Source organism: Rhodospirillum centenum SW, from assembly GCF_000016185.1.
GTDB lineage: Bacteria > Pseudomonadota > Alphaproteobacteria > Azospirillales > Azospirillaceae > Rhodocista > Rhodocista centena.
The window spans coordinates 2,004,864-2,021,614 of record NC_011420.2; the positions used below are offsets into that span (position 1 = coordinate 2,004,864).

The following is a 16,751-nucleotide window of genomic DNA, read 5'->3' on the forward strand; positions in this document are numbered from 1 at the left end:
CCAACCGCCGCTTCGAGATCCGGAGCGGAGCATGAGGCCGCCGCTCCGGCACCCGGGGCGGGCCACGACGGGAGGACCGCATGATCGGGTACGTGACCCTGGGCACCAACGATCTGGAGCGGGGGGCGAAGTTCTACGATGCCATCGCGGCGGCGATGGGCGTGGGCCGCATGATGGAGATGGAGCGCGGCATCGCCTGGGCGGTGCCCGGCGGGGCCGCCGGAATCGGGCTGATGAAGCCCTTCGACGGCAAGCCGGCCACGGTGGGCAACGGCGTCATGGTGGCGCTGGAGGCCAAGGACAGGGAGCAGGTGGACACGCTCTACCGGATCGCGCTGGAGAACGGCGGCACCTGCGAGGGGCCGCCGGGCCTGCGCGGCGACAGTTTCTACGCCGCCTATTTCCGCGATCCCGACGGCAACAAGCTGAACGCCTTCTTCATGGGCTGATCCGGTCGGGGACCGGCCGGACAAGGACGGGGCCGCCGGAACGATCCGGCGGCCCCGATCCCGCATCGCGCTCGCCCCCGCGCCGGGTACGACCCGGCCGCGAGCGGCGGCCCGACGGCACCCTATTCCGCCGCGGCGGGCCGGGGCTTGCCGCTGGTGTGCATGTCCGGCGCGTCGGTATGCATCATCCGCTTCAGGAACGGCGAGACGACCAGCAGGGCAAGGCCGATCACGCCGGCACCGATGAACAGGTCCTGGAACACGCCGGCATAGATCCAGAGGCTCTCGGTCGGCGCGACCTCGACGCCGCCGCCTTCCTGCACGCTCATCAGCGAGGCGACGATGCCGGCCAGATAGTGTGCCATGGCGGACGACAGGAACCAGACGCCCATCATCATCGCCGTGACCCGGGCGACGGACAGGCGGGAGACCATGGACAGCCCCACCGGCGACAGGCACAGCTCGCCCGTCGTGTGCAGCAGGTAGCCGAGACCCAGCCAGAACATCGCCGTCTGCCCGTCCTCCCCGGCGAGGGAGGCGCCCAGCACCAGCGCACCGAAGCCGAGACCCACCTGGATGATGGCCAGGGCGAACTTCACCGGGGTGTTCGGCTCCAGCCCGCGCCGCGCCAGCGTCACCCAGAGCCAGGAGAAGACCGGCCCCAGCATCACGATGAACAGCGGGTTGAAGGACTGCACCGTGGAGGCCGGGACGATGAAGCCCAGCACCTCGCGGTCGGTGTTGCGGTCGGCGAACAGGGTCAGCGAGGTGCCGGCCTGCTCGAACAGGGTCCAGAACACGACGGAGGCGGCCGTCAGGATCAGCACGACCAGCATGCGGTCGCGCTCCGTGGGCGTGCACTTGGCGAGGCTGAACCAGACAAGGCCGGCGACCACCAGGGCGGTGAAGGCGATCAGCAGGACGCCCACGGCCTCGTGGAACTGCACGAGCTGCCAGTTGACCACCACGGCGGCCAGCGCGCCCAGATAGATCAGCCATTCCTTCGAGAGCCCGGCGAAGACCGGCCGGCGCAGATCCTCGGGCATCGGCGGCTCGGCATTGCGGTAGAGCGGCGTGCCGCGGGCGAAGACGATGGCGCCGGCGATCATGCCCAGCCCGGCAAGGCCGAAGCCGTAGGCCCAGCCGAACGTCTCACCGAGATAGCCGCAGGCGATGGTCGAGACCAGCGACCCCATGTTCACGCCCATGTAGAAGATCGTGTAACCCGGGTCGCGGCGGGGATCGTCCTTGTCGACATAGAGCTTGCCGACCATGGTGGAGATGTTCGACTTCAGGAAGCCGACACCGACGATGATGAAGGCCAGCGCCAGGAACATGACCTGGTCGTAGAAGGCCTCGCGGACCACGACCCCGTTCACGACTTCGGCGGCCGGTCCCTCGATCGCCATGGTGACATGGCCGCAGACGAGCAGGATGGCGCCCAGCATCACCGCCTTGCGGTTCCCCAGATAGCGGTCGGCGATCATGCCGCCGATCACCGGCATCGCGTAGTTCAGGCTGGCGTAGCTGGCGTAGATGAGGCTCGCCGTGCCGTCGCTGTAGAGGAAGTGCTTGACCAGATAGAGCGTCAGCAGGGCCCGCATGCCGTAATAGCTGAAACGCTCCCACATCTCGGCGAAGAACAGCGGGGCAAGCCCCCGCGGATGTCCGAAGAACCCGGTTTCGGGGTCGGATGAGATCACTGCCATTGTCGCCTGCATTCCCTGTCCGGAAGGTGGCGCGCCTATAGCATGATCGCCGCGCAGGGCGGAAGATCGCTTGAACGGTCCGTGACAGTCGGCGGACAGCCCTTTCCTTCCGCGCGGACGCGGGAGGATATGCCTGTCCACACAGGATGATGGGCGGAGACTGGCGGCACCGCGCCGGTCCATTTGCCGGACCGGCGCGACATCGTTTCCCGGAGCAGCGGACGACGCGGCCGCGCGGGCCGGTCCCGGCAGGAGACCAGGGGGCGGGGATCAGGCGCCGGCGAGGGCCGCCGCCACCTCGTCCGCCGTCGGCATGGCGGTGCCGGTGCCGACGCGGGTGACGGCGATGCTGGCCGCCACGTTGGCATAGCGCATGGCCTCGGGCAGCGCGTCGCCGGCCGCAAGCCGGGCGGCCAGCGCGCCGACGAAGCAGTCGCCGGCGCCGGTGGTGTCCACCGCCTTCACGGGCCGGCCGGGCACCAGCACCTCGCCGCCCGCCGCCACGGCCACCGCACCACGGGCGCCCAGCGTGGCGACGACGGTCTGGCCGTCGCGGCGGAACAGCCGGCGGGCGGCGTCCGCCACCTGCACCACGGGAGCGTCGGCGGCGACCGAGGCGCCGGCGAAATGGCCCAGCTCCGTCTCGTTCACCACCAGGATGTCGGTGTCCAGCCAGAGGTCGGCCGGCGCGTCGTCCAGCGCCGGGGCGGCGTTCAGCACCGTGCGGGCGCCTGCGGCGCGGCCGCGGCGGAAGAAGGCGGCGATGGTGGTGCGCGGAATCTCGAACTGGCTGACCAGCACGTCGCCGGGCGCGATCGCCACCGTGGCCACGTCCTCGGGCGAGGTCTCCCCGTTCGCGGCGGGGATCACGACGATCCGGTTCTCCGCCGTGCCGTCCACGAAGATGATGGCGTTGGCCGTCGGCTGTGCCGTGCTGCGGACGATGTGCCCGGTGTCGATCCCCTTCTCCCGGAAGAACGCCTCCACCTGGTCGCCGAAGGCGTCGCGCCCCAGCCGTCCGACGAAGGCGACCTCGCCGCCGAGCTGCGCCGCCGCCACCGCCTGATTGAGGCCCTTGCCACCGGGCATGAAGGCCACGGTATCGCCGTTCACCGTCTCACCGGCGCGCGGGGCGCGCTTCATGGTGGACAGGATGTCGATGTTCATGCTGCCGGCGATGACGATGCGCGCCATGGGTTCCGCTCCCCGACCTTGTGGTTCTTCCGGCCCAACCGGATAGCGCAAAGGGCAGAGGTCGGAAAGGGGCGAGGCCGCCGCGGCACCGGCTCCCCCACCGTTCAACCGGCCGTTTCCCCGACCGCGTGCCGTGACTTGCCGCGGTCGCTGGCCTATCTTCCGGAACAGAGCGCAGCCCGTCACGGGCACCGGAACGAAGGCCCGAACCGAAGGCCGGAACGAAAGACCGAGCACCATGGACATCGTTGGCACCACGCCCGCCGCCCCGAAGGCGATCCACCTCAGCGACTACGCCCCGCCCGCGTGGCTGATCGACACGGTCGAGCTGCATGTCGATCTGCGGGAGGACGTGACGACCGTGACCTCCCGCCTCGCCGTGCGCCGGAACCCGGTCCGCGCCGCCGAGGGGCCGGCGCCGCTGGTGCTGGACGGCGAGGCGATGGAGCTGGTCAGCGTCACCGTGGACAACCGGCTGCTGCACCCGGCCGACTATGCCGTGACGGCGGAGAGCCTGACCGTGCCGCGGCTGCCCGAGGCGGCGACGGTGGAGATCGTCACCCGCATCAAGCCGCAGGAGAACACCGCCCTCCAGGGTCTCTACAAGTCCTCCGGCAACTACTGCACCCAGTGCGAGGCCGAGGGCTTCCGCCGCATCACCTACTTCCTGGACCGGCCCGACGTGATGGCCCGCTACACCGTCACCATCGAGGCGGAGAAGGCGCGCTATCCGGTGCTGCTGTCCAACGGCAACCTGGTGGACCAGGGCGACCGGCTGGACGGCCGCCACTGGGCGCGCTGGAACGACCCCTGGCCGAAGCCCAGCTACCTGTTCGCCATGGTGGCCGGCGCGCTGACCCAGGTGGAGGACCGCTTCGTCACCCGCTCCGGCCGCGAGGTCACGCTGCGGATCTTCGTGGAGCCGGGCAACGAGGGCAAGGTCGCCCACGCCATGGACAGCCTGAAGAAGTCCATGAAGTGGGACGAGGACGCCTACGGCCTGGAATACGACCTGGACATCTTCAACATCGTCGCCGTGTCCGACTTCAACATGGGCGCGATGGAGAACAAGAGCCTGAACGTCTTCAACACCAAGTACGTGCTCGCCAACCCGGAGACGGCGACGGACACCGACTTCCTGGGCATCGAGACGGTGGTGGCGCACGAATACTTCCATAACTGGACCGGCAACCGCGTCACCTGCCGCGACTGGTTCCAGCTTTCCCTGAAGGAAGGGCTGACGGTCTTCCGCGACCAGCAGTTCTCCGCCGACATGAACTCGGCCCCCGTGAAGCGCATCCAGGACGTGACTCGGCTGCGGCAGGTCCAGTTCGCCGAGGATGCCGGCCCCACGGCGCACCCGGTGCGGCCGGAGAGCTATATCGAGATCAACAACTTCTACACCCCCACCGTCTACGAGAAGGGGGCCGAGGTCCTGCGCATGTACCGGACCCTTCTGGGGCCGCAGGGCTACCGCAAGGGCATCGACCTCTACTTCCAGCGCCATGACGGTCAGGCGGTGACGACCGACGACTTCCTGGCCGCCATGCGCGACGCCAACCCCGACGCCGCCGTGGACTGGGCGCAGTTCCAGCTCTGGTACCGGCAGGCCGGCACGCCGGTGGTGGAGGCGGACGGCGCCTACGACGCCGCGTCGCGCAGCTACCGGCTGACCCTGCGGCAGTCGCTGGCCCCGACGCCGGGCCAGCCGGAGAAGGCGCCGCTGCTGATCCCGGTGGCGCTGGGGCTGGTCGGTCCGGACGGCGCCGACCTGCCGCTGCGGCTGGAGGGGGAGGCCGCCGCGGCCGGCAGCACCCGCGTGCTGCACCTGACGGAAGCCAGCCAGAGCTTCACCTTCGTGGACGTGCCGGCGGCGCCGGTGCCGTCGCTGTTCCGCGGCTTCTCCGCCCCGGTGCGGCTGCGCTTCCCCTGCTCCGACGCCGAGCTGACCTTCCTGATGGCGAAGGACAGCGACGCCTTCAACCGCTGGGAAGCCGGGCAGACCCTGGCCACCCGCATCATCCTGGGCATGGTCGCCGAGCGGACCGCCGGCCGCGCCATGACCGTGCCGCCGGCCTTCGTGGAGGCCGTCGGCGCCACGCTGGCGCGGGCGCACGAGGACCGCAGCTTCGCCGCCCTGGCCCTGATGCTGCCCAGCGAGGGCTATCTGGGCCAGTCCATGGAGGTGGTGGACCCCGACGGGCTGCACGAGGCGCGGGAGACGATCCGGCGGACGGTCGGCAGCAGCCTGGGGGCGGCACTGCGGCGCCTCTACGGGGAGTGCCGCGAGGACGGCCCCTTCGCCATCACGCCGGAGGCGATGGGCCGCCGGGCGCTGAAGAACGCCTGTCTGGGCTACCTGATGGCGGCTGGCGATGCCGAGGCCGCCGCCCTCTGCCTGGAGCAGTACCGCGGCGGCTCCGGCATGACCGACGTGCTGGCCGCGCTGTCCCTGATCGCGGACAGCGACCTGCCGGAGCGGGAGGCGTGCCTTGAAGCCTTCGCCACCAGGTGGCAGGGCGAGCCGCTGGTGATGGACAAGTGGTTCACGGTCCAGGCCCTGTCGGGCCGGCCGGACACGCTGGAGCGGGTGCGCCGGCTGACGGGCCATCCCGCCTTCTCCATCCGCAACCCGAACAAGGTCTATGCCCTGATCGGCGGCTTCACGGCCAACCAGGCGCGCTTCCATGCCGCCGACGGGTCCGGCTACGCCTTCCTGGCCGAGCGGGTGCTGGAGCTGGACGGGCTGAACCCGCAGGTCGCCTCCCGCATGGTCAAGGCCTTCGCCCGCTGGCGCAAGTTCGACGCCGGCCGGCAGGCGCATGCCCGTGCCCAGCTCGAACGCATCCAGGCGACGCCGGGCCTGTCGCCGGACGTGTTCGAGATCGTCGAGCGCAGCCTGGACGGCTGAACCGGTAACGACGCGGCTGGAGGTCGTCGAGGGCGACATCACGACACTCGCCCTCGACGCCATCGTCAACGCCGCCAACGACCGGCTTGCCGGCGGCGGCGGCGTGGACGGGGCCATCCACCGGGCGGCCGGATGGGCGGAGATGCAGGCGGCACTGCGGCCCTTCGGGGGGTGTCCGACGGGCGGGGCCGTCATCACCCCCGGCTTCCGCCTGCCGGCCCGGTTCGTCATCCACACCGTCGGGCCGGTCTGGCGCGGCGGCGGGGCGGGCGAGCCGGACCTGCTGGCCGCCTGCTACCGGCGCTCGCTGGAGCTGGCGGCGGAGCACACGCTGCGCAGCATCGCCTTCCCCGCCATCTCGACCGGAGTCTACGGCTACCCGGCGGCCCCGGCGGCGCGGCTGGCGGTGGCGACGGTGCGCGGCTTCGTGGCGGCGAACGCCGGCCTGCTGGAGCGTGTCGTCTTCTGCTGCTTCAGCGCGGAGAGCGCACGGCTGCACCGCGCCGCCCTGGCGGGCGAGGCGCCGGCATGATCCCCGACCGCCGCGCAGCGGCCGGGGGGCGGCTGCCGGGCGGGCAGCGTCAGTGCGGGTCGGTGACGGAAACCACCTTGAAGGGACGCTGCTCCCCGTCATGCTCGGTGACGGAAACATAGTCGCCCTGGTTGAAGGTGTGGCGGTCGAACCGGAAGATCGGCTCGTCGTCCTCCGCCTCCACCCCGTCATAGTGGAAGTACCAGGCCGAGCCGCGATGGACGAGGCGGCCGCGCTCGTCCGGCTCCCCGGCCCAGAACCGGCGGACGAGGCACTGCTCGCGCGCCTCATGCCAGCCGTCCTTGTCGAGATGCCCGTCGACCGTCAGCGGGGCCACGAATTCGTAGCCGCGGTCGGCCGCACCCTCGGGGAATTCGTGGGTGCGGGCCAGTTCCAGCCGGATCCTGCGCAGTGCCATGGGCGTCCTCCTCCCGCGCCGTTCCGGCGCGATGCTTCGCCTGCCCGGGCTTCTTGCGACCCTGGGCCAGTTCTGCCGCGCGCCCGCTCTCCGCGCGATCGACCGTGCCGGCCGACCGGCCCGGACCGTTCCGTCCGGGCCGTGGAGCGCCCCCGTCGGATCGCGCTCAGTGGCCCATCAACACCGGAATGGTCGCCTGGTTCAGCACATGCCGGGTGACGCCGCCGAGGATCATCTCGCGCAGGCGCGAATGGCCGTAGCCGCCCATGACCAGCAGGTCGGACCCGACCTCCGCCGCGGAGCGCAGGAGTGCGGCCCCGACCGGCTCATGCCCGACGGTCACGGCATAGGGCGTGCTGTGGATGCCGTGCCACGCCAGCAGCGCCGCCAGCCGGTCGCCATGGGCCGTCGCCGTCTTGCCGGTGCCGGCAGTCAGGATGTGGACATCGTCCGCCGCGGCCAGCAGGGTCATCGACAGGCCGACGGTGCGGGCGGCCTCGATGCTGCCGTTCCAGGCGACCGCCGGGTGGCTGCCGATGCTGTGCGGCGCCGTCGGCGGGGCCACGAGGATCGGCTTGCCGCCGGCCATCAGCGCGGCCTCGAACATCAGGATGCCCTGGCTCTCCTCGGTCGTCGTGATGTGCGGGAAGACGACAAGGTCGGCGACACGGGCGAAGGCGATCACCGTGTCCTCCGGCCGGCCGACCTGCTCGGTCCAGGAGGTGGTGACGCCGCCCGGGCCGGGCCCCTCGGTCGCAGGCACGGCGCCGGCCGCGACGCGGCCGGCATCGAAGCAGGCCCGCGCATGGGTGGCGTGCTCCGCCCCTTCCTTGCGGGCGATGTCCATCACCTGCTGCACCAGCGAGCCGGACACGCCCTCGCCGAGCATGGGAACCGCGTCGCGGGGATCGCCGCTGACGAACAGCCCCTGAACGTGCGCCTCGAACCGGCGGGCCACGGAGAAGGCGCTGGCGACAGCCGCCTCATCCCCGCCGCAACCGCACAGGACGCACAGGATCTTCTTGAAGGCCATGGCCCGTTACCCCTTCGTTCCAGACGGAACCGTCAACGGACCGTAGGATGCCCCCCGCCCCCCCTCATTGACGTGCGTCAATAGCGGGACGGACCCGGGGTCGCGGGCGGCGTCAGGCGACGATCAGCCGCCGCGCGATGGCCGCGACATCGGCCGGCGGGCCGCTGGCCGGGATGATCTCCCAGCGCATCTCCCCCAGATCGTAGGCGCCCTGGCGGCGCACCACGTCGGCGGTGGCATCGGACGCGTCCCCCGAACGCTCGCCCACGCGGGCGAGCTGAGTCTCCTGGTCCGCCACCAGCCAGAGGCCGGCGAAGGGCTGTCCGGCGGCGCGGGCGATGGCCTCGATGGCGGCCCGCTGCTCCGCCCGGGCATAGACGGCATCGCAGATGACCGCATGCCGACTCTCCAGCGCCAGGCCGGCGCGGCCGGCGATCTCGGCATAGACGCGGCCGGTCACGGCCTCGCTGTAGCTCTCCGGCGGCAGCCGGGTGCGCTCGTCCACGCCCAGCAGGCGCTTGCGCAGCCCGTCGCTGCGCAGGATCACGGCGCCGGGCGCCGGCCCGATCTCCGGCGCCAGCCAGCGCGCCAGAGTGGACTTGCCGGTGCCCGACAGGCCGCCGATGGCGACCAGCCGCGGCGCCGGCGGGGTCAGAACCTGCAAGGCCAGCGTCAGGTGCGCCGCGGCGTCGGCCCGCATCGCCTCGGCCACCGACGGGGCCTGCTGCGCCGCCGCGGCGGTGGCGCCGGCATGGGCCCGGATGCCAGCCCGGAGCGCCAGGAACAGCGGCATCAGCGCCAGCCCGGCGAGGTCGCCCGACAGTTCCAGGTAGCGGTTGAACAGCACGTTCGCCAGCGGCCGCAGCCGACGGTGCTCCAGATCCATCAGCAGGAAGGCGAGGTCGTAGAGAACGTCCGTGACCGCCAGGGCCTCGTCGAACTCCAGACAGTCGAAGGGCACCGGATGGCCCTGCCAGAGGACGATGTTCCGCAGGTGCAGGTCGCCATGGCAGTGGCGCACATAGCCGGCGTCGCGCCGGCGGTCGAGCTGGGCGCCGTGGCGCTCCAGCTCCTGCCCGAACAGATGCTCCAGCAGCCGGACACGGGACGCGGCGAACAGCTCAGGGAAGCGGCGCAGCTCCGCCAGCACGCCGGCGACGAGACCGGCCATGGTCGCCGCTCCGCCCAGGTCGGTGCGGGGCTCCGCCTCTTCATGGAAGCCGGCGATGGTTTCGGCCAGTTCCCGCATCAGGGCGGGGGTCAGGGCCCGCCGCTCCGCCATGCGGTCGAACAGATCCTCGTCCCGGAAGCGGCGCATCTCCACGACCCAGTCCGCCGGCTCGCCCTGCCGCGCCGCCGGGTCCAGGGTCAACCCACCATCGGGCCTGCGCAGCAGGGGGACGGTGCGGAGATAGAGGTCCGGCGCCGTGCGCCGGTTCAGCGCCAGCTCCGCCGCACAGGCGGCACGCCGGCGCTCCAGCGTGGAGAAGTCGAGATAGGGCAGCCGGACGGCCCGCTTCAGCTTCCAGGCCCGGTCGCCGGCCATGAAGACGATGGCGCCATGCGTGTCGATCCGCTCCACCGGCTGGCCGCCATGGGTCATCGGATCGCCGAGGAAGGCGATCACGTCCGCCTGCGCCGTGGTCGGGGTAGCCGCGTCCATGACCACCGACCATAGCGAATCCAGATGACATTTCGAGTGCCTTGAGCGCGCGAAGAGGACGCACATCCGGAGACCGCCCATCTGCGCCGACCGCCCGTGACCGGGGTAGCCCGCCCCGGTCCGCCACACCGTGCGACCGTCCCACGGCGGGCGGGCGAGTCACCGGACGGCAACACCCCGTCGGGAAAGGCAGACCCGCGGCGTTCAAGGGAGTATTGGCCTTGCGGTGCGACGATCGTTCCGGAATCAATCCGGTCCGCCGTTGGCTCTGCGCGTTGGGGGTAATCTTGGTCCGCCGCTTCTTGTCAGCCCTGCTCTGCCTTGTCGGGCTGGCGGTCCTGTCCGGGGGCGCCAGAGCCGAGGACCGCGCACAGCCCGACCTGTTCAGCCTGGGCGCCGGCAAGTTCGACGTGGACGACAACCAGCCGCGCAACCAGGCTGCCGATTTCCGCCTGGAATACAGGTTCGGGGCGGCTCTGCTGGAAGCCGGCGACTGGCTTACCGTGCGGCCCTGGGTCGGGGCGGAGGTGACGTCGGACGGCGGTGTCTACGGCGGCGGCGGGCTGGTCCTGGACATCCCGATCGGGCCGTTGAACCTGACCCCCAGCTTCGGCGCCGGCCTGCACTATGACGGCAACGGCAAGCAGCTCGGATCAGCCCTGGAGTTCCGCTCACAGGCCGAACTGTCCTACCGCTTCGAGAACGACAGCCGCCTGGGTATCGCCTACGGCCACATCTCCAACGGCGGCATCACGGAGGCCAATCCGGGCTCCGAGATCCTGACCGTCTACTGGCACTTCCCGTCCTCCTGGCTGTTCGGCAACTGAACCGGCAGCCTTCTATGCCTTGGCGTCTCCGGCATCCGCGGGTACCGCGGGCGGCGGAGAAGGACGACGCAGCAGGCGGGACAGCCATCCGCCGACGCTGGCTTCGGCCGGGGACGCGACGCCCTCCGGGGCTGTCTCTCCGGCGGGTTCGGCCCTGCCGTCCCGGTCGCGCGTGCTGTCCCACTCCATCTCCTCGTGCCGGGTGACGAAACGGGTCACGGCCGCCCCCTGAAGCAGGCGGAAGCCGGCGAGCAGCCCCTCCTCCACCGCGCGGCGTTCGGCGCAGCGGGCCAGGATGCAGCGGTCCACCCCGACCGTCTCCAGGATCGCGGCCGCCCCGTCGAGCGAATTCGACCGCCCGGCGTCGTCCAGCCACGGCACCCGGAAATAGTCCATCTCGGGGAAGCGGCCGGCCCCCAGCGCCGTCAGCGGCACATGGTCCAGGGCGACCCCCAGAGCCTTGCCGCGCGCCACGGCGATGGCCTGCACCACCCGGTCGCGGTCCGTCTCCCATTCCAGCCAGGGCAGCTCCACCACCACGCGGCCGTACCGTTTGGCCGGAAACTCCGCGATCAGCCGGGAGAACTCCGGGGAGCAGACGGTGGCGGCGTGCAGCTTGACGGCCACCGGCAGCTGATGGGTGTCACGGTCGTGCAGCAGGTGGGAGAGCATCCGCCGGTCCAGCAGTTCCGTCACCCGGGTGTAGAGCCAGGGGTCGCGCTGCACCGGCACGTCGAACAGACGCTCCAGCTCCGGCAGCGCCACCGTCAGCTCCAGCATCACGGGATCGGGTTCGGCCACCGGGGCGCCGCCCTGCCGCGTCTCCGGGTCGGTGAAGCGGTAAATGGGCTGCTGCCGCACCAGAACGGTCAGATCCATGGCGTGCAGCGACCGCTCCACCGCCATGAAGCGGCCGAGCCGGTCGTCGGCGGGCAACGAGCCCGGCCGGTCACCCGGCATCGCCTCCTCGGCCAGCAGGCGGACCGTTCTGACGAAACCGTCCGCATCCCGCGGCAGCTCGAACCAGGCGGCCTTCAGCAGACCGCGCCGGTGCTCGGCCAGCAGTTCCGCGACCTGGGTCAGGACGGCGCGGCGCTCGGCCAGCCGGCCCTCGTCGATGATCAGGGCGAGGCGGTTGCGCACCAGCTCGTAGGCATCGATGGTTCCGGCAGGCGCAGGCTCCTCGGCGTCGGCCGGCGCCGACGCCTCCCCCGTCAGCCAGCGGGCGAGCGTGCGGTGGAACACCGGCTCGTCGATGTGGAGCACGCCCGACAGATCCAGGATGACCGCATGCCGTACCGGCTGGTCAGGCCGGGACAGGGCGGCGGCATCGGCAAGCAGGCGGCTTTCCTCGGTCTTCATGGCAGGCTCACAGCACGGACCGGCAGCGGGCAGACGCCGGAACTTTGGTTAACATTTGGGGCAAATGCCCCAGGGAACCTTGACCCACGTCAAGCGCGCCAGCGACCGACCGCCGCGCGGGCAGGCCCCGGAAGGGCGGTCCTGGCGGACCGGCATGCCCGCTTGCCCCCGGCCCCGCGAGCGCCCTATCGTCCCGCCGCACCGACCGCCCGCGCCGCGGGCCGCCGCCAGCAGGACAGATCATGCCCCCGACGAAGCCCGGCCCGGGCCTTCCCGTCCGCTCCGAGGAGCGCCTTCTGCCCGCCGGGCTGGCGGGCCGCCTGACCATCGCCCTGGCCGCGAGCTGGGCGGTGGCGGGCGCGGCCTGGGTCGAGGTGCCGATGATCCCGGTGCCGATGACGATGCAGACCTGGGCCGTGGTGCTGGTCGGCACCCTTTGCGGCTGGCGCCTGGGTGCCGCCGCCCTGGCCCTGTACCTGCTGCAAGGGGCCCTGGGCCTGCCCGTCTTCGCCGGCGGCCACGCGGGAACGGCAGTGCTGACCGGCCCCACGGGGGGCTATCTGGCCGCCTTTCCCGTCGCCGCCGCACTCTGCGGTTTCCTGGCCGAGCGGGGCTGGCGCGCGACGCTGCCGCGGCTGCTGACATCCCTGCTGGCGGGCCATGCCCTGATCCTGGCGGCGGGGTTCGTCTGGCTGTCGGGCTTCGTCGGCGCGGAGAAGGCACTGCATGCGGGCGTGCTGCCCTTCCTGGCCGGCATGGTGCTGAAGAGCGCCCTGGCCGCCGCCAGCGTGCGGGCGGTCGAACGGCTGCGGCCGCGGCGGGGGACCTGACGGCATCGGTCCTCAGAAAACGACGACGGACCGCAGCACCCGGCGCAGCAGCACCGCGAGCGTGGCCCCGAGGATCATGCCGACAGGCTGCCCCAGGGCGAGCAGCGTCACCGCGGCCCAGACCAGACCGCCCCCCGCCCAGGCGGTCAGATCGCCCCGCGCCGCCGCCGCGTCCGTCTCGAACTTCAGCCAGTCCATCGCCACCCCCTCCCGTCCGGAAGGGGCAGCCTAGGCAGGAAGCATTGCCGGTCCGTTAGCGGCCCCCCGCCCTGACCCAAGGGACAGGGCGCCCGCATGCAGGAAAGACATCCGCGGCGTCAAAGAGCGTTATGGAGCGGCCGTTACGGAGCCGGAACCGTCATGTCTGGGAAAAGATCGTTCCGCCTGGGGAACGGAGCCGGTGGTGGGTGTACAAGGACTCGAACCTTGGACCCGCTGATTAAGAGTCAGCTGCTCTACCAACTGAGCTATACACCCGGACCGGCGCTGCCGGACGGCGTGGAGGGACAGGACGGAAGGTGGTGGGTGTACAAGGACTCGAACCTTGGACCCGCTGATTAAGAGTCAGCTGCTCTACCAACTGAGCTATACACCCGACCTTCGACCGTCCGACGCAACGCGCCGCGCGGCGGGAGGAAGCAACCTCCCTGCGAGGCGCGCGGTATAGCAAAGGGCGGCGGGCTTGTCGATAGGGAAAAGTCCCCCGACCGGACGGGGCGGACAGCAGCCCTTCCCCGCCGGCCCCGTCAGAAATCCGTCAGTCCCCGCCGCGACAGGCGGACATCGCGGTGGATATGCACCGACATGAGCAGCCCGAACCCGATCATGACGGTCAGGGTCGCGGTGCCGCCATAGGAGATCAGCGGCAGCGGAATACCGACCACCGGGATCAGCCCCATGTTCATGGCGCAGTTGATGAAGAGGTAGAGGAACAGGTTGAAGGTCAGCCCCAGCGCCACCAGCCGGCCGAACTGGTGGCGGCAGCGCAGGCCGATGACCAGCCCGTAGACCAGCAGCAGGCAGTAGAGCCCCAGGAAGCCCAGGCTGCCGGTCAGCCCGAACTCCTCCCCCAGCATGGTGAAGATGAAGTCCGTCTGCTTCTCCGGCAGGAAGTTCAGATGGCTCTGGCTGCCCATCAGGAAGCCCTTGCCGAACATCCCGCCCGACCCCAGCGCGATCTTGGACTGCATGATGTGATAGCCGGTGCCGAGCGGGTCCTCCTCCGGGTTCAGGAAGGTGCGGACCCGGTTCCTCTGGTAGTCGTGCATGAACTGCCAGACGACGGGGATGGCGGCCAGCCCGCTGCCGATGACCAGCGCGAACTTCCAGAGCCGCACCCCGACCAGGAAGAAGATCGCCCCCGTCACCATCAGCAGCATCAGCGACGTGCCCAGGTTCGGCTGCATCAGCACCAGCGCCACCGGCATCAGCACCAGCAGCAGGGGCGGCAGCAGGTACGAGATGCGGCCCGTATCCTCCAGGCTGGCGCCGTGGAAGTAGCGGGCCAGCGCCAGCACGAGGCAGACCTTCATCAGCTCCGACGGCTGCAACTGGATGAAGCCCAGGTCGATCCAGCGCTGGGCCCCCATGCCGATCTGGCCCACCAGTTCCACGCCGATCAGCAGCACCAGCGACAGGGCGTAGAGCGGATAGGCGAGCCGCATCCAGACGCGGATGTCCACCAGCGCCACCACCATCATCATGCCCAGCCCCGCGGCGAAGCGGACCATCTGGCGCGAGGCCCAGGGGTCGAAGCTGCCGTTCGCCGCGGAATAGAGCATGGCGAAACCGATCGAGGCGACGACGATGATCAGCAGCACCAGGCTCCAGGAGACCTGGCCCAGCTTCTCCGCGATCGTCATGTCGTTGTGGTCGACGCCGAGGTCCCAGCTCATTCCTCGTCCTCCTCGGCCCCGGATCCGGGCTGGGCGGCCACGGCCGGCGCGGGGCGGACGGGCAGCGCCGCCGCCTGCGCCGGCGCGATCCGCATGGCGTCCAGCATCTGGCATTCCAGCAGGATGTCACGGCCGATCGGGGCCGCCACCTTGCCGCCGCCGCCGCCATGCTCGACGATCACGGCCACGGCGTAGCGCGGCGACTGCACCGGGGCGTAGCCGACGAACAGCGCGTGGTCGCGCTCGCGCCAGGGCAGATCCTCGTTCTTGCGCACGCCGGTGGCACGCTCGGCCATGCTGATGCGGCGGACCTGGCTGGTCCCGGTCTTGCCGCCCATGGCCATGTCGGGCTGGGTGATGCGCTGGGAGAAGGCGGTGCCGCCGGGCTCCATGGTCACGGCCGCCATGGCGCGGGCGATGACCGCCAGATTCTCCGGCCTGACCCCGATGGAGGGCCACTGCGTCCGTTCCTGTTCCTGCCCTTCGACCGAGCGGGTCAGGTGCGGCCTCACGGCGAAGCCGCCGTTGACGAGGCGCGACTGCATCACGGCGAGCTGGATCGGCGTCGCCAGCATGTATCCCTGGCCGATGGAGACGATCAGCGTCTCCCCCTCGTACCAGCCGGCCTTGAGGCGTTCGCGCTTCCAGCGGGAATCGGGGACGAGCCCGCCGCGCTCCCCGGGCAGGTCGATCTCCGTCGGCTGGCCGAGGCCGAAGCGGCGGGCCATCTCGGCGATGCGATCGACGCCGACACGGCGCGACACCTCGTAGAAATAGGTGTCGCAGGAATGCTTGATGGCATCATGCATGCTCATCGCGCCGTGACCGCCCTTCTTCCAGCAGTGGAAGCGGTGGCTGCCCAGCTCGTAGTGTCCGGGACAGAAGACGCGGAAGTCGGGGCTGACGATGCCGTGCTCCAGCGCCGCCAGGGCGACGATCATCTTGAAGGTGGACCCGGGCGCGTAGAGGCCCGCGATCACCTTGTTGGTCAGCGGCGAGGTCTCGTCCGAGGTCAGCCGCTTCCAGAGATCCAGACTGATCCCCATGGCGAACTGGTTGGGGTCGAAGCTGGGGCTGGAGCAGAGGGCCTGGATACCGCCGGAATGCACGTCCATGACCACGGCAGCGGCGCTCTGTTCGCTGGACAGGCGCTGCTGCACATAGTGCTGGAGCTTGGCGTCGATGGTCAGCGCCACCTCCCGCCCCGGCTGACCGTCATTGCGGGACAGTTCGCGCACGACACGGCCGACGGCGTTCACTTCGAACTGCACGGTGCCGCCGGTACCGCGCAGCGCGAGGTCATGCGCCCGCTCGATGCCGCTCTTGCCGGTGCGGAAGCCGGGCAGGGTCAGCAGCGGGTCCTCCGACCCTTGAAGCTCCTTCTCCGTCACGGCACCGACATAGCCCAGCACATGGGCCGTCGCCTCGCCGAAGGGGTAGCTGCGCACCTGCCCCACGTCGATGGAGATGCCGGGCAGGTCCGGCAGGTTGACCTCCACCGCGGAGACCTGGTCCCAGGTCAGGTTCTCCCGCACCGTGACCGGGACGAAGGAACGGGAGCGCTGGATGTCGCGCCGGATACGGCGGTAGTCCGTATCCCCCAGCGGCACGAGTCCGGCGACCTGTTCCAGGATCAGATCCACGTCGCCCGCCCGCTCGCTGGTCAGCAGCAGACGGAAGTTCTGCTCATTGACCGCCAGCGGCACACCGTAACGGTCCACGATCAGGCCGCGCGGCGGCGCCACCAGCCGCAGGCTGATGCGGTTCTCCTCCGCCAGCATGGAGTATTTGTCGCTCTCCACGATCTGGAGATAGTAGAGCCGGCCCACGAGCGCCGAGACGGCCGCGGCCTGCAGACCGCCCAGCACCAGGGTCCGGCGGGTCAGGACGCGCTGGCGTTCGGCATCACGGTCGAAAGCGGACAGCAC

Annotated in this window: 14 protein-coding genes and 2 tRNA genes; 5 read left to right on the forward strand and 11 right to left on the reverse strand. The window is 70.8% G+C overall.

All coding sequences use genetic code 11. The features are described 5' to 3' along the window. Window positions 1–80: 80 nt before the first annotated feature. The gene (locus RC1_RS09360) at window positions 81–449 is read left to right on the forward strand and encodes a VOC family protein (protein WP_012567131.1); all 369 of its coding nucleotides are present in this window, start codon (window positions 81–83) and stop codon (window positions 447–449) included. Window positions 450–571: 122 nt separating this feature from the next. On the opposite strand, the gene RC1_RS09365 is transcribed toward RC1_RS09360, so the two are convergent. Together RC1_RS09365 and RC1_RS09370 are read right to left on the reverse strand one after the other, a co-directional pair. Further along, a complete protein-coding gene (locus RC1_RS09365) occupies window positions 572–2,158 on the reverse strand; it encodes a peptide MFS transporter (protein ID WP_148213428.1) in 1,587 nt (528 codons plus the stop codon). A 270-nt stretch (window positions 2,159–2,428) separates the two neighbouring features. After that, window positions 2,429–3,352, reverse strand: coding sequence for a ribokinase (locus tag RC1_RS09370; RefSeq protein WP_012567133.1), 924 nt, complete (start codon window positions 3,350–3,352; stop codon window positions 2,429–2,431). A gap of 238 nt (window positions 3,353–3,590) precedes the next feature. Between RC1_RS09370 and pepN the strand changes: the two genes are divergently transcribed. Beyond that, window positions 3,591–6,263, forward strand: coding sequence for an aminopeptidase N (gene pepN / locus RC1_RS09375; RefSeq protein ID WP_012567134.1), 2,673 nt, complete (start codon window positions 3,591–3,593; stop codon window positions 6,261–6,263). Further along, window positions 6,175–6,795: an O-acetyl-ADP-ribose deacetylase gene (locus RC1_RS09380; RefSeq protein ID WP_083759283.1), complete on the forward strand. Its 621-nt coding sequence runs from the start codon at window positions 6,175–6,177 to the stop codon at window positions 6,793–6,795. Before pepN ends, RC1_RS09380 begins: the two co-directional genes overlap by 89 nt. A 49-nt stretch (window positions 6,796–6,844) precedes the next feature. Here the strand turns inward: RC1_RS09380 and RC1_RS09385 are convergent, their stop codons facing one another. From RC1_RS09385 to RC1_RS09395, 3 genes are all read right to left on the reverse strand, one after another. Next, window positions 6,845–7,213 (reverse strand): hypothetical protein, encoded by a 369-nt coding sequence (locus RC1_RS09385; RefSeq protein ID WP_012567136.1) that lies wholly within the window; start codon window positions 7,211–7,213, stop codon window positions 6,845–6,847. Between the two features lie 166 nt (window positions 7,214–7,379). After that, on the reverse strand, window positions 7,380–8,246 hold the full coding sequence (locus RC1_RS09390) for a universal stress protein (protein WP_012567137.1): 867 nt from the start codon (window positions 8,244–8,246) through the stop codon (window positions 7,380–7,382). 112 nt (window positions 8,247–8,358) lie between these two features. Next, window positions 8,359–9,909: a bifunctional aminoglycoside phosphotransferase/ATP-binding protein gene (locus RC1_RS09395; RefSeq protein WP_041785275.1), complete on the reverse strand. Its 1,551-nt coding sequence runs from the start codon at window positions 9,907–9,909 to the stop codon at window positions 8,359–8,361. 287 nt (window positions 9,910–10,196) lie between these two features. Here RC1_RS09395 and RC1_RS09400 point away from each other — a divergent pair, with 287 nt between their 5' ends. After that, the gene (locus RC1_RS09400) at window positions 10,197–10,736 is read left to right on the forward strand and encodes an acyloxyacyl hydrolase (RefSeq protein WP_012567139.1); all 540 of its coding nucleotides are present in this window, start codon (window positions 10,197–10,199) and stop codon (window positions 10,734–10,736) included. Window positions 10,737–10,748: 12 nt separating this feature from the next. Here RC1_RS09400 and RC1_RS09405 read toward each other — a convergent pair whose 3' ends face one another. Next, the gene (locus tag RC1_RS09405) at window positions 10,749–12,098 is read right to left on the reverse strand and encodes a hypothetical protein (RefSeq protein ID WP_012567140.1); all 1,350 of its coding nucleotides are present in this window, start codon (window positions 12,096–12,098) and stop codon (window positions 10,749–10,751) included. Between the two features lie 242 nt (window positions 12,099–12,340). Here RC1_RS09405 and RC1_RS09410 point away from each other — a divergent pair, with 242 nt between their 5' ends. Next, a complete protein-coding gene (locus tag RC1_RS09410; protein WP_012567141.1) occupies window positions 12,341–12,928 on the forward strand; it encodes a biotin transporter BioY in 588 nt (195 codons plus the stop codon). A 12-nt stretch (window positions 12,929–12,940) separates the two neighbouring features. Here RC1_RS09410 and RC1_RS09415 read toward each other — a convergent pair whose 3' ends face one another. From RC1_RS09415 to mrdA, 5 genes are all read right to left on the reverse strand, one after another. Further along, the gene (locus tag RC1_RS09415) at window positions 12,941–13,126 is read right to left on the reverse strand and encodes a hypothetical protein (protein WP_012567142.1); all 186 of its coding nucleotides are present in this window, start codon (window positions 13,124–13,126) and stop codon (window positions 12,941–12,943) included. Between the two features lie 203 nt (window positions 13,127–13,329). Beyond that, window positions 13,330–13,405: transfer RNA gene (locus tag RC1_RS09420), tRNA-Lys, on the reverse strand. Window positions 13,406–13,447: 42 nt separating this feature from the next. After that, window positions 13,448–13,523, reverse strand: a tRNA-Lys gene (locus RC1_RS09425). A gap of 151 nt (window positions 13,524–13,674) precedes the next feature. Next, the gene (gene rodA / locus RC1_RS09430; protein ID WP_012567143.1) at window positions 13,675–14,823 is read right to left on the reverse strand and encodes a rod shape-determining protein RodA; all 1,149 of its coding nucleotides are present in this window, start codon (window positions 14,821–14,823) and stop codon (window positions 13,675–13,677) included. Then, on the reverse strand, window positions 14,820–16,751 hold the full coding sequence (gene mrdA, locus RC1_RS09435; protein WP_012567144.1) for a penicillin-binding protein 2: 1,932 nt from the start codon (window positions 16,749–16,751) through the stop codon (window positions 14,820–14,822). The genes rodA and mrdA overlap by 4 nt, the downstream gene beginning before the upstream one ends.

Coding starts and splice junctions, on each gene's coding strand:
- RC1_RS09360 (WP_012567131.1), top strand. CDS start 81: ATGATCGGGTACGTGACCCTGGGCACCAACGATCTGGAGCGGGGGGCG.
- RC1_RS09365 (WP_148213428.1), bottom strand. CDS start 2,158: ATGGCAGTGATCTCATCCGACCCCGAAACCGGGTTCTTCGGACATCCG.
- RC1_RS09370 (WP_012567133.1), bottom strand. CDS start 3,352: ATGGCGCGCATCGTCATCGCCGGCAGCATGAACATCGACATCCTGTCC.
- pepN (WP_012567134.1), top strand. CDS start 3,591: ATGGACATCGTTGGCACCACGCCCGCCGCCCCGAAGGCGATCCACCTC.
- RC1_RS09380 (WP_083759283.1), top strand. CDS start 6,175: ATGCCCGTGCCCAGCTCGAACGCATCCAGGCGACGCCGGGCCTGTCGC.
- RC1_RS09385 (WP_012567136.1), bottom strand. CDS start 7,213: ATGGCACTGCGCAGGATCCGGCTGGAACTGGCCCGCACCCACGAATTC.
- RC1_RS09390 (WP_012567137.1), bottom strand. CDS start 8,246: ATGGCCTTCAAGAAGATCCTGTGCGTCCTGTGCGGTTGCGGCGGGGAT.
- RC1_RS09395 (WP_041785275.1), bottom strand. CDS start 9,909: ATGGACGCGGCTACCCCGACCACGGCGCAGGCGGACGTGATCGCCTTC.
- RC1_RS09405 (WP_012567140.1), bottom strand. CDS start 12,098: ATGAAGACCGAGGAAAGCCGCCTGCTTGCCGATGCCGCCGCCCTGTCC.
- RC1_RS09410 (WP_012567141.1), top strand. CDS start 12,341: ATGCCCCCGACGAAGCCCGGCCCGGGCCTTCCCGTCCGCTCCGAGGAG.
- RC1_RS09415 (WP_012567142.1), bottom strand. CDS start 13,126: ATGGACTGGCTGAAGTTCGAGACGGACGCGGCGGCGGCGCGGGGCGAT.
- rodA (WP_012567143.1), bottom strand. CDS start 14,823: ATGAGCTGGGACCTCGGCGTCGACCACAACGACATGACGATCGCGGAG.